This is a genomic window from Halomonas sp. ANAO-440, assembly GCF_019915905.1.
GTDB lineage: Bacteria > Pseudomonadota > Gammaproteobacteria > Pseudomonadales > Halomonadaceae > Halomonas > Halomonas chromatireducens.
The window spans coordinates 26,788-39,093 of the sequence record NZ_JAHXBV010000033.1 but is presented as its reverse complement, the minus strand read 5'-3'; the positions used below and the strand labels follow the sequence as shown (position 1 = coordinate 39,093).

The 12,306-nt window shown below is 63.7% G+C and carries 11 protein-coding genes; 8 read left to right on the top strand and 3 right to left on the bottom strand.

Going from position 1 to position 12,306, the window contains the following annotated elements; genetic code table 11:
* Window positions 1–177: 177 nt before the first annotated feature.
* The gene (locus tag KZO25_RS17045) at window positions 178–1,215 is read left to right on the top strand and encodes a CobW family GTP-binding protein (protein WP_223137899.1); all 1,038 of its coding nucleotides are present in this window, start codon (window positions 178–180) and stop codon (window positions 1,213–1,215) included.
* 28 nt (window positions 1,216–1,243) lie between these two features.
* Here the strand turns inward: KZO25_RS17045 and KZO25_RS17040 are convergent, their stop codons facing one another.
* Window positions 1,244–2,002: a UDP-2,3-diacylglucosamine diphosphatase gene (locus KZO25_RS17040; RefSeq protein WP_223137898.1), complete on the bottom strand. Its 759-nt coding sequence runs from the start codon at window positions 2,000–2,002 to the stop codon at window positions 1,244–1,246.
* An 80-nt stretch (window positions 2,003–2,082) separates the two neighbouring features.
* Entirely contained in the window at window positions 2,083–2,592 is a 510-nt protein-coding gene (locus tag KZO25_RS17035; protein WP_223137897.1) for a peptidylprolyl isomerase, read from the bottom strand.
* A 204-nt stretch (window positions 2,593–2,796) separates the two neighbouring features.
* Between KZO25_RS17035 and KZO25_RS17030 the strand changes: the two genes are divergently transcribed.
* Both KZO25_RS17030 and cysS read left to right on the top strand, forming a co-directional pair.
* The gene (locus tag KZO25_RS17030; RefSeq protein ID WP_223137896.1) at window positions 2,797–4,491 is read left to right on the top strand and encodes a glutamine--tRNA ligase/YqeY domain fusion protein; all 1,695 of its coding nucleotides are present in this window, start codon (window positions 2,797–2,799) and stop codon (window positions 4,489–4,491) included.
* Window position 4,492: 1 nt separating this feature from the next.
* Window positions 4,493–5,920, top strand: a complete 1,428-nt coding sequence (gene cysS / locus KZO25_RS17025; RefSeq protein WP_223137895.1) for a cysteine--tRNA ligase — start codon at window positions 4,493–4,495, stop codon at window positions 5,918–5,920.
* Between the two features lie 50 nt (window positions 5,921–5,970).
* Here cysS and KZO25_RS17020 read toward each other — a convergent pair whose 3' ends face one another.
* Window positions 5,971–6,966 (bottom strand): DUF1853 family protein, encoded by a 996-nt coding sequence (locus tag KZO25_RS17020; protein ID WP_223137894.1) that lies wholly within the window; start codon window positions 6,964–6,966, stop codon window positions 5,971–5,973.
* A 92-nt stretch (window positions 6,967–7,058) separates the two neighbouring features.
* Here KZO25_RS17020 and KZO25_RS17015 point away from each other — a divergent pair, with 92 nt between their 5' ends.
* From KZO25_RS17015 to KZO25_RS16995, 5 genes are all read left to right on the top strand, one after another.
* Window positions 7,059–7,970: an ABC transporter substrate-binding protein gene (locus tag KZO25_RS17015; protein ID WP_223137893.1), complete on the top strand. Its 912-nt coding sequence runs from the start codon at window positions 7,059–7,061 to the stop codon at window positions 7,968–7,970.
* Window positions 7,971–8,018: 48 nt separating this feature from the next.
* Complete coding sequence (locus tag KZO25_RS17010; protein ID WP_223137902.1) at window positions 8,019–9,140, top strand: ABC transporter permease; 1,122 nt, start codon at window positions 8,019–8,021, stop codon at window positions 9,138–9,140.
* Entirely contained in the window at window positions 9,137–10,078 is a 942-nt protein-coding gene (locus KZO25_RS17005) for an ABC transporter ATP-binding protein (protein WP_223137892.1), read from the top strand. Before KZO25_RS17010 ends, KZO25_RS17005 begins: the two co-directional genes overlap by 4 nt.
* A complete protein-coding gene (locus KZO25_RS17000) occupies window positions 10,075–10,857 on the top strand; it encodes an ABC transporter permease (protein ID WP_223137891.1) in 783 nt (260 codons plus the stop codon). Before KZO25_RS17005 ends, KZO25_RS17000 begins: the two co-directional genes overlap by 4 nt.
* A gap of 221 nt (window positions 10,858–11,078) precedes the next feature.
* The gene (locus KZO25_RS16995) at window positions 11,079–12,305 is read left to right on the top strand and encodes a thiamine pyrophosphate-dependent dehydrogenase E1 component subunit alpha (RefSeq protein WP_066446850.1); all 1,227 of its coding nucleotides are present in this window, start codon (window positions 11,079–11,081) and stop codon (window positions 12,303–12,305) included.
* Window position 12,306: the final 1 nt, after the last annotated feature.

The following is a 12,306-nucleotide window of genomic DNA, read 5'->3' as shown; positions in this document are numbered from 1 at the left end:
CCCGGTGGTGTGAGAGGACGGGGGAGGCGACTCCCCCTCCTACTCGATGCTCTGGATTTATACCGTTATCATCAAAATGCGTTCGACGCTGCCAGGCGAAGGCCATGGCGGCTGAGTGACACGCTAAGTGTTATCATATAACATTATGGACCGATTGAGTTTTCATGGAGGCGTGCGATGACCGACACACCGCTTGAATCGATACCCGTGCATCTGGTGACAGGCTTCCTCGGTAGCGGCAAGAGCACGCTGATCCGTGGCCTGATCGACCAGAAGCCGGCGGATGAGACCTGGGCGATTCTGATCAACGAGTTCGGCCAGGTAGGTATCGACCAGGCGATGTTCGAGTCGAGGGAAGACCTGGTGGTGAAAGGGCTGCCCGGAGGCTGTCTCTGCTGCCAGCTTGCCTTCGTGCTGCAGGCGACGCTGGTCAACCTGCTTCACCGCCATCGACCGGATCGCTTGATCGTCGAACCGTCGGGCCTGGGGCATCCGGCCGGGCTTCTCGATGTGCTGCGAGGTGAGGCCTTCCACGGCATTCTCGATGTGCGCGACATCATCGTGGTACTCGACCCGGGGCGTCTCGATGAGCCACGGGTGCGGGAGCACGAGACCTTTCGCGACCAGCTGGCCATGGCCGATGCCGTGGTGTTGACCAAGACCGACCTGGCTTCGTCCGGGCAGGTGGAGGCGGCGCACCGTCATGCGGCCGATCACTGGCCGGCGAGGAAATGGATCCTCGAGGCGCCGAATGGGCAGCTGCCGATATCACGGCTGCTTCAGAGTGAAGGACATGCCGCCATGGCGGAGGTGCCACTCGCAAGCGATGCCCACGACCGGCTGCGGGTCGCGGCCGAAAGCGAGCGGGTGGTGCGGCTCGATGACGATGCGCTGTCGCGCCCCGAGCGGGGGCAGCCCATGCACGAGACGGCAACGGCGCTGGGCTATACCACGCTGGGATGGCGCTGGCACCCGGATACGCGCTTCGACCTGGATCGCCTGACCGGTGTGCTCGATCGGCTGTCACCGGAGCTGCGGGTCAAGGGAGTCCTGAAGACCGATGCCGGCTGGAAGCTTTATAACCGTGGTGATGGCGCTGCCAGGCTGGAACCCAGCGTGTGGCGGCTGGATTCCCGGCTGGAGGTGATCGGGGAGACGGGGAGTCTACCCGATCCCGCGGCGCTGCAGGCCGAGCTGGCGGCCTGCACGGAATGATTCTCGGTGCCAGAAGGCAGTGAATACATCAGATATCGATCTGCTGTAGTGTCGGGCGAGCGTCATTGCCGATGGCCACTTCCCAGCCTATGCCGGGCTGCCAGTCACCCAGCACGATGCGCCGGGCTGGGGTGCCGTCGATGTCGAGCTCATGGACCGCCGGGCGATGGGTGTGGCCGTGGATGAGGGTCGTGACGCCATGGTCGCGCATCACCCGAACGACTTCGTCTGGGGTCACGTCCATGATGTCATCGGCCTTGTTGGAGGTGGCTTCGCCGGACTGCTGGCGCAGCGAAGCCGCCAGGGCAATTCGGTCCGCAATCGGCATGGCCAGTACCTGCTGCTGCCATTCGGGCCGGCGAGCCTGGCTGCGGAAGGCCATATAGGCTTCGTCCCGGGTACAGAGGCTATCGCCGTGCATCATCAGGACCGGCTCGTCATGGAACATGACCAGGGCCGGGTCGGACAACAGCTTGGCGCCGGCAGCGGCAGCAAAGCGTTGGCCGAGCAGGAAATCACGATTGCCATGCATCAGGTAGATGGCTGTGCCATCGTCAGCGAGCCGGCGCAGTGCGGTGGCGATATCCGCGGCGAGGGCGGCATTGCCGCTGGCATCGGCATCGACCATGTCGAGCAGGTCGTCACCGATCCAGGCCTCGAAGAAGTCGCCGAGTATGTAGAGGGCATCCACTCCGCTGGCTCGTTCCCGGAGCCAGCCGAGAAAGCCATCGGTTACCTCGGGCGCTTCAGGATGCAGGTGGAGGTCGGAAACTATCAGGGTGCTCATGGGCCACATCTCGCTGGGCTGGGTCATGAAGGAGCTGCACAACACGCCCGGGCAGGCGGTCGTGTTGCGCTTCGATCCTGTCAGGCTTCGGCAGAGTCATCCTTCATGTAGGCCCGCTGGATGACCACGTCCTCGGCCGGGACGTCGGCGTGCATGCCACGACGGGTGGTAGCCACGGCGGTGATCTTCTCGACCACGCCCATGCCGTCGACTACCTCGCCGAAGACGCAGTAGCCCCAGCCCTGGATGTTCTTGCCGCTGTGGTTGAGGAAATCGTTGTCGGCCACGTTGATGAAGAATTGCGCCGTGGCAGAGTGGGGGTCCTGGGTGCGCGCCATGGCAAGGGTCCCGAGGGTGTTCTTGAGGCCGTTGTCGGCTTCGTTCTCGATGGGGTCGCGGGTTGGTTTCTGGTTGAACTCCTGATCGAAGCCGCCACCCTGTACCATGAAGCCAGGGATCACCCGATGAAACAGCGTACCGTCGAAATGACCATCGCGTACGTACTGCTCGAAATTGGCGGCGGTTTTCGGGGCTTTCTCGTGATTCACGGCAACCGTGATATCACCGAAGTTGGTCTCTAGAACGATCATCGCTTTTTCCTGTGCGCTTTGGCTTTGGCAATAGCAGGCGCGCCTTGGCGCCGTGCAGGGGCGTGACGCTATAATAGCGGTTTTGTATCGATGCGCGAAGCGCGTCGGGTTGTTCCTTACTCTACGACAGCCCACGACACGGGCTTCGCGCCCATAGGGAAGTTTCCATAGGCCGCGATTCAACCAGAGGTTTACCGCATCAACATGTCCACCGATACCGCCAGCGCGCCGAATTTCATCCGCAACCAGATCCGCGACGAGATAGAAGCCGGCAAGGCCGACAGGATCGTCACTCGCTTCCCGCCGGAGCCCAACGGCTTCCTGCACGTGGGACATGCGAAGTCGATCTGTCTCAATTTCGGCCTGGCCGAGCAGTTCGGTGGGGACTGTCATCTGCGCTTCGACGATACCAATCCCGCCAAGGAGGAGCAGGCCTATATCGATGCCATCAAGGAGGATGTGGCCTGGCTGGGCTTTCAGTGGGCGGGCGAAGTGCGCTTTGCCTCCGACTACTTCGACCAGCTCTATGCCTGGGCGCAGCATCTGATCCGGGAGGGCAAGGCCTACGTGGACGACCTCTCTCCCGAAGAGATTCGCGAGTATCGCGGCAGCCTCACAGAGCCCGGCAGGCCGAGCCCCTACAGCACACGCAGTGCGGAAGAGAACCTCGATCTGCTCGAGCGCATGCGCATCGGCGAGTTCGCCGAGGGCGAGAAGGTGCTGCGGGCCAGGATCGACATGGCCGCACCGAACATCAACCTGCGCGACCCGATCCTCTATCGTATTCGCCACGCTCATCACCATCAGACCGGTGACAAGTGGAAGATCTATCCCTCCTACGACTTCACCCACGGCCAGTCGGATGCCCTGGAAGGCGTCACGCACTCCATCTGTACCCTGGAGTTCGAGGATCACCGGCCGCTCTACGAGTGGTTCCTGGAGAACCTGCCGGTGCCGGCCAAGCCGCGCCAGATCGAGTTTGCCCGGCTCAATCTCAACTACACCCTGACCTCCAAGCGCAAGCTCAAGCTGCTGGTGGACGAGGGTATCGTCGACGGCTGGGACGACCCGCGAATGCCGACCATCTCCGGCATGCGTCGCCGCGGCTATACGCCGGGGTCGATCCGCAAGTTCTGCGACATGATCGGCGTGACCCGCGCCGATGGCGGCCTGGTGGACATCGCCATGCTCTATCACGCCATTCGCTCCGATCTCGAGGACAACGCGCCGCGGGCCATGTGCGTGCTCAAGCCGCTCAAGGTGGTGCTGACCAACGTCGCCGACGATCACGAAGAGGTCTTTGATGTGCCGGGCCACCCCGCCCGCGAGGACATGCCCGTGCGCCGGGTGCCGTTCACCCGCGAGCTGTACATCGACCAGGACGACTTCCTGGAGGAACCGCCGAAGAAGTTCTTCCGCCTGGCGCCGGGCCAGGAGGTACGACTGCGCAACGCCTACGTGATTCGTTGTGACGAGGTGGTGAAGGACAGCTCCGGCGAGATCGCCGAGCTGCGCTGCTCGGTGGATTTCGACACCCTGGGCAAGAACCCCGAGGGGCGCAAGGTCAAGGGCGTGATTCACTGGGTCAGCGCGGCCCATGCCGTGCCGATGGAAGTTCGCCTCTACGACAATCTGTTCCTGGTCGAACAGCCGGACAAGGACAAGGACGCCGACTTCCTCGAGCACCTCAACCCCGAGTCGCTGCAGGTCTGCCAGGCCATGGGCGAGCCGAGCCTGGCCGATGCCACACCCGAGTCGCGCTTCCAGTTCGAGCGCGTGGGCTACTTCTGTGCCGACCGCCACGCCTGTCGCGACGGCAAGCGGGTGTTCAACCGCACCGTCGGGTTGAAGGACAGTTGGGCCAAGATCCAGAACAAAGACGCTCAGAAGAAGGGCTGACATGCAGATCTACAATACGCTGACGCGCCGCAAGGAAACGTTCGTACCCATCGAGCCGGGCAGGGTGCGCATGTACGTCTGCGGCATGACCGTCTACGACTACTGCCACCTGGGCCATGCCCGGGTGATGGTGGCGTTCGATGTGGTGACCCGCTACCTGCGCTGGCGCGGTCTTGACGTCACCTACGTGCGCAACATCACCGATATCGACGACAAGATCCTCAAGCGTGCCGACGAGAACGGCGAGAGCATCGGCGCGTTGACCGAGCGCATGATCGCCGCCATGCACGAGGACGAGGCGCGCCTCTTCGTGCTGCGTCCGGATCATGAGCCGCGTGCCACCGGGCATGTGGCCGAGATCATCGCCATGATCGAGACCCTGATCGACAAGGGCTACGCCTACGCGGCGAGCAACGGCGACGTCTACTACCGGGTGCGCAAGTTCGAGGGCTACGGCAAGCTCAACAACCGCGACCTGGACGAGATGCGCTCCGGGGCCAGGGTCGAGGTCGACGAGCACAAGGAGGACCCGCTCGATTTCGTGCTGTGGAAAGCGGCCAAGCCCGGCGAGGCGAGCTGGTCGTCGCCCTGGGGCGAGGGGAGGCCGGGTTGGCATATCGAGTGCTCGGCGATGTCGACCTGCTGCCTGGGGGAGACCTTCGACATTCATGGCGGCGGGCCGGACCTGACGTTCCCGCACCATGAGAACGAGATCGCCCAGAGCGAGGCGGCTACCGGCAAGCCCTACGTCAACACCTGGATGCATGCGGGCGCGGTGAGGGTGGACCAGGAGAAGATGTCCAAGTCCCTGGGCAACTTCTTCACCATTCGCGAGGTGCTCGAATCGCATGACCCGGAGGTGGTGCGCTACCTGCTGGTGGCCAGCCACTATCGCAGTGCCATCAACTACGCCCCGGACTCCCTGGCAGATGCCCGCAAGTCCCTCGAGCGGTTCTACAACGCCTTGGATGGCGTTGGGGTGGATGGAAAAGATGAAAAAACCATTCAAAACGATCGTGCGCTCGCCAAAGCTGTTTATGGTGACTTCGAAGACCGCTTCATCGCCGCCATGGACGACGACTTCAACACCGCCGAGGCGCTGTCGGTGCTCTTCGACCTGGCCCGCGAACTGAACCGGGCCAAGAAGGAAACGCCGGGGCTGGCTCCCGGCCTTGCCCATGAGCTCAAGCGCCTGGGTAGCGTGCTTGGCCTGTTGCAGCAGGAACCCGAGGCGTTCCTCAAGGGCGGTGCCGGTGAGCTGCCGCTGAGTGAGGCAGAGATCGAGGCGAAGATCGTTGCCCGTGCGGAAGCGAAGAAGGCCCGGGACTTTGCCGCCGCCGACGGTATTCGGGACGAGCTGGCGGCCCTTGGCATCATCCTCAAGGATTCCCGCGAGGGGACTAGCTGGGTGCTGGAGAAGACCGACTAGCGGAGACGTCACCCGGCAGAGCGCCCGGCCCTTGGCCGGGCGCTCTGCGTTCAGCCCAGGGCTTTTGCGGGCGGCAGCGGGATCTGGCGCGGCCAGTCATCAGCGACCACGAATAGCCGCCGAAAGCCATCGCCCGTATGGCGGGTGCCTCCTGCCAGCAGGGCGATCTGGATCGGCGAGCCGTGGCCCAGGAAGTGCTGCGCCAGGCGAGCTTCAATGTCGGGCAGGGGAGCGAACGCCTCGTCTCTGGGCAGGGCCAGCCAGTGTGGCTTGGCCAGCCAGGCGGCGCGGGTCCCCCGGAGCAGGCCGTCGCGAAAGTTGCGCCACTCCCCCCAGCGCAGCCACTCCCCCCTGAGATGCCCGTGGGCCGCCTCCCGGGGTGGCGGCAAGGCTTGTCGCCAGGGATAGAAGAGCACGCCGGGCATCGCCAGCTGCGGCTGGATAAACGGCTCCGGGGTGGGGCCGATATCCCGTGGACGGGTGTGGAGGCGGATAGCCAGGCGTGTTTCAGCACGCTCCGTCAGGCGCAGCTGATGGCGGTGGAGGTGCTCGCGCTTGCTTGCCAGGCTGTCGGCCCCACCGGGGCCGATCCAGCGCGCCTGGTCCCAGCTATCGCCCGGGCCAGCAGGGAGGCCGAGATAGAACTTGATGGCCACCTCCAGGTGAAAAGGCATGGGATCGTTACGCCGACGATAGAGCAGGTCAAGTTCGCCCAGGGTGCGCTTGCCCTGGTGGATGCGTAGGTTATGCGCCAGCAGCCGCGTGCCGGGGGCGGCATCCAGCAAAAACTGCCAGAGTCTTTCGTGATAGAGCCCCATGCGGCCGTCAACGGTGCTGCCTACGCGTCGTTCGAGCCCCTGTGGCGCAGCTTCAAGTCGGTGCAGGAAGTCTGTGAGCTGACGGTCGTCTACCAGTCCCAAGGCCTCTCGTGAGGGGCGTCCCGGCCACCCGGTGCAGATAAGATCCGGTGCCAGCACGAGCCAGGCCAGGTCGCGAACCAGCGGGTGATGGCAGTGATCGAGGTTTGGGTCGCCGCTTGCAAGCATGGAAAATAACATCCCGCGTTGAGATCGGGTCTGACAGGCAAACTGTACACCCCTTATACTCAATCAACATTCACAAGCAATGGGTGGTGACGATGAAGCGCTCCCTGATCGGCCTGACAGTCCTGACGACGGCCTCCCTGCTGACCCTGACTGCGGCCCAGGCCAGCGGCCCCGTGGTGGTCTCTTCGAAGATCGATACCGAAGGTTCGGTGCTTGGCCAGCTGATCATCCAGCGCCTCGAGCAGGCCGGCATCGAGGTCGAGGACCGGCTGCAGCTGGGTGGCACCAGCATCGTGCGCAGCGCCTTGAAGGCCGGCGAAATCGACCTCTATCCCGAGTATACCGGCAACGGTGCCTTCTTCTTCGACATGGCCGACAGCGATGTGTGGAATAACCCGGATGAGGCCTATGCCACGGTGCGTGATCTCGACGCCGAGGAGGGGCTGGTCTGGTTGATGCCGGCAGATGCTAACAATACCTGGGCCATGAGTGTCCGTGGCGACCTGGCTCGTGAACACGGGCTTGCCACGCTGGAGGACCTGACGGATTACCTGGCGGAGGGGGGCGAGTTCAAATTCGCTGCCAGTGCGGAGTTCGTCGAGTCCGAGCAGGCCTTGCCGGCTTTCCAGCAGGCCTATGGCTTCGAGCTGTCGTCGGATCAGCTGCTGGTGCTGTCTGGGGGAAATACCGCTGCCACCATGCGGGCGGCTGCCCAGCAGACCAGTGGCGTCAACGCGGCCATGACCTACGGCACTGACGGTGGCCTCGGTGCGCTGGACCTGGTGGTGTTGGAGGATACGCTTGGGGTTCAGCCGGTCTATCAACCGGCGCCGGTGGTGCGTGAAGCCGTGCTTGAGGCGCATCCCGAGATCGAATCGCTGTTGGCAACGGTTTTCCAGGCGCTGGATCTCGAGACGCTGCAGCGGCTCAACGGTCAGGTGGCCGTCGATGGGCTGGACCCGCGTCGGGTTGCCGAGGATTTCCTTGCCGACCTACCGGAATAGTGCGTGACGACTGACAGGTCCTCACCCAACTGGGTCTTGCTGTGTCTGATGTCGGTCGGGTTGCTCGCCTGGCTGGCCCTCGATGTGGTGAATATCGCTCCCAATCGCCTCGTCGCCGGCACACCTCATCGCGCCCACGAGGTACATGGTTGGTGGGCTGCGCTGCTGGCCAGCCTGCCCATGCTGGCGATAATGGGTCTGGCCTGGCGGCCTGATGCCCGACGCCTGCAGGCCGCCCTGGCCCTGGTGATCGGGCTGCTGGTGGCGATGCCGCTGTGGCTGGCAACGGCTGTCATGGCCCTGGCCGATCCCGACATGCCCCAGGCGCGGCTGGGGATCGGCTCCTCGCTCTGGCTGTTGCTGTTCCTGTGGCTGCTGGTGCTGATCGAACTGCGCACCCGGCTGAGGCTCTCGCGGGCGGTCGGATGGCTGTTACTGCTGCCTATCATTCTCGCCTGGTGGCTCTCGTTGTCACTCTGGCTCGAGCCGCTGGCAATCTACCGTGAGTACCAGGGGCGCAGCGATCAGTTCGTCTCGGCCATCCTCTATCATCTCTTCCTGGTTGGCGCTGCGGTGGGTGCAAGCCTTTTACTCGGCATCGTGCTGGCACTTTGCATGCGACGTTACCGGGGCATACGCAAGGCTGGTTTCGGCGTACTCAATGTCATTCAGACCATTCCCAGCCTGGCCCTGTTCGGACTGCTGCTGGCTCCGCTGGCCTGGCTTGCGGCACGGTTCGACTGGCTGGCGTCCATGGGAGTGAGCGGCATCGGTTGGGCGCCGGCCTGGCTGGCACTGGTGGGTTACAGCCTGCTGCCCATGGTGCGAAACACCTATGTCGCGCTGGAGGGGGTTGAGCCGGCTGTGATCGAATCGGCCCGGGGAATGGGCATGAGTCGGCAGCAAACCTTCCTGCAGGTTCGACTGCCGTTGGCGCTGCCGGTGGTGCTGGAAGGGGTGCGGATTACCACGGTCCAGGCGATTGGCCTCACGGCCGTGGCGGCATTGATCGGCGCCGGTGGACTGGGCACCTTCATCTTCCAGGGCCTGGGCCAGGCGGCGATGGACCTGGTGCTGCTCGGTGCGCTGCCCATCATTGCCCTGGCCCTGGTGGCCGATGCGCTGCTGGGTGCGCTGGCCGATCGACTTCGCCATGGAGGGACCCCATGATAGAACTCTTCGATGTCACCAAGCGTTTCGGCAGCGAGACCGCCGTGGACGGCATTTCGTTACGGGTCGAGAAAGGGGAATTCTGCGCTCTGGTGGGTACTTCCGGCTGCGGCAAGTCGACAACCCTGCGCATGATCAATCGGCTGATCGAGCATAGCGAGGGCGAGATTCATCTCGACGGCCAGCCGGTGCGCTCCTTCAATGAGGAGCTGTTGCGCCGACGCATCGGCTACGTGATCCAGAACACCGGGCTCTTCCCACACTGGACGGTGGCACGCAACATCGGGCTGGTTCCTCGGTTGCTCAAGTGGCCACGCGCGAAGATCCTGGAGCGGACCGAAGAGTTGCTGGACCTTCTCGGGCTGCCGCGCGAGGAGTTCGCCGACAAGTATCCCCACCAGCTGTCTGGGGGTCAGGCGCAGCGAGTCGGCGTTGCCCGAGCACTTGCTGCCGACCCCGAGATCCTGCTCATGGATGAACCCTTCGGCGCCCTGGATCCCATAACCCGTCAAACGCTGCAGCATGAGCTTCAGGACCTCCAGGCGAGGTTGAACAAGACCGTGGTCTTCGTGACCCATGACATGGATGAAGCCCTGACCCTGGCCGATCGCCTGGTGGTGATGCATCAGGGACGTATCATTCAGCAGGGGCGCCCCATCGACCTGCTGCATGATCCGGTCGATGCGTTCGTCGAGTCACTGCTGGGGGGCATGGACCGTGGACTCAAGGAGGCGTCACTGACTCGCGTCAGCGAGCGCATGGCGCCCTTCGGGCCCCGGCTGTTGGCCAGTGAGCGCATTCCCTACCGGGCGCCGCTGAGCCAGGCCCTGTCGGTCATGTTGTGGCACCGGGTCGAGCGCCTCACGGTGGTCGACGACGAGGATATCCCCATCGGCGAGCTATCTCTGCGCCGACTGCTGGGTGCCAAGTCGTCATGAGCGAAACCGATACCCTGGCGGTGCCGAGCGGCCATGCGGCCCACCGGATTGATCGATTGCGGTTCTGGGGCGTTCCGCTGATCTGGCTGACGCTGCTGCTGGTCTTCACCTTCGGCATGGCGCAGCTCGAGGCGTTGTTGCGGCTGATCGAGCCCGATACCCGCCAGGTGCTGTATCAGCGTACGAGCCTTGCCGCGCTGCTGGGCCAGCATGTGTTCGTGGTAGCCGTGGCGTCGGTGCTGGCCATCCTCCTGGGGGTGGGCGGCGCCATTGCCGTCACGCGGCCGGCCGGCCGCGATTTCCTGCCGCTGGTTGCCCAGGTCGCCTCCATCGGGCAGACGTTTCCTCCGGTGGCCGTCCTGGCGCTTGCGGTGCCGGCGCTCGGGTTCGGCACCTTGCCGATCATCGTGGCGCTGCTGCTGTACGGCCTGCTGCCCATCGTGCGTAACACCCTGGCGGGCCTCTCGGGCATCGACCCGGGCGTCCACGAAGCGGCACGCGGGATGGGCATGACCAGAAGCCAGATCCTGCGTCAGGTTGAGCTGCCGCTGGCGGCGCCGGTTATTCTCGCCGGCATCCGTACCTCGGTCACCATCAATATCGCCACGGCTGCCATTGGTGCCACGGTAGGCGCCAGCAACCTGGGCGACCCCATCATTTCCGGCATCGTCAACGGCAATACCGCTTATATCGTACAGGGCGCCCTGCTGATCGGGCTGTTGGCGATCACTGTAGACAGTGCCTTCGAGCGTCTGCTGCGGCGACCGAAGGCTCCTTAGTGAAGCATCTGGCAGGTGGTGGCGCACTTCTGTAGTGGATTCATCAGGTCAGCAGCGAGAGGACTAGTAAAATAGATGCTTTTGATGGCATCTTACGTTAACGTCAACTAGCCAGCGTTGGCGGTACGCTGGAGACAACCTCTGGCAGCCGACTACATTACAGTCAACACTGCCCTCAAAAGGGGCGGTTTTCCTCCTGCCACCACCCAAGGAACAGGATGATGACAACAACATACGACATCTATTCGCCGAGCTTCATGACCGGCGATGAATTCCAGATACCCACGTTCCGGCTCCTGCAGCAGGACGGCACGCTGTTCGACGGCGCCGAGGCTCCCGAGCTTGATAAGGAGAAGGCGCTCAGGATCTATCGTGCCATGCTTGTGACCCGGATTCTCGACGAGCGCATGATGGCGGCCCAACGTCAGGGCCGACTCTCCTTCTACATGCAATGCACCGGCGAAGAGGCGGCGGTCATCGGCTCGACGGCGGCGTTGGACGATGCCGACATGATCATGGCCCAGTACCGCGAGCAGGGCGCGCTGGCCTATCGAGGCTTCACCTACGACGAGTTCATGAACCAGCTGTTCGGGAACGAGCTCGACTACGGCAAGGGACGGCAGATGCCGGTCCACTACGGGTCGCGAAAGCTGCACTACATGACCATCTCCTCGCCGCTGGCCACGCAGATCCCCCAGGCTGCCGGCTACGCCTACGGCCAGAAAATGGCCGGTGAGGGGCACTGCACCATCACCTTCTTCGGTGAGGGCGCTGCCTCCGAGGGCGACTTCCACGCGGCCCTTAACATGGCGTCGGTGCATAAGGTGCCGGTGATCTTCTTCTGCCGCAACAACGGCTATGCGATCTCGACACCGGCGACAGAACAGTTTGCCGCCGACGGCATCGCGCCGCGCGCCTTCGGCTATCGCATGCATGTCATCCGGGTCGACGGCAACGACGTTCTGGCGGTCTATCGAGCCACCCAGGAGGCACGCATGATCGCCGTCGAAAAGAACGAACCGGTGCTGATCGAAGCGATGACCTATCGGCTGGCTGCCCACTCCTCTTCGGATGACCCTTCCGGCTATCGCTCGCGCAAGGAGGAAGAGGCATGGCGTGAGAAGGACCCGATCCTGCGCATGCAGCGCTGGCTTCTTGATCGCGAGTGGTGGAGCGAAGAAGAGGAGAAGGCCCTGCAGGAGAGCCTCCGCCGCGAGGTCCTGGAGACCATGAAGCGTGCCGAGAAGCGACCGCCACCCCCGCTGGAAAGTCTCGTCACCGATGTCTATGCCGACGTGACGCCGGCGCTGCAGCGTCAGTTGGATGCGCTCAAGACCCACATCCGCAAGTATCCGGACGCTTATCCGAAGGGAGCGCGATCCCTCGATCCCGACGTCAGTGTCACCAGCGATGCTGCCAAGGCCAGCGACGACCAGGAAGGAGCCTGAG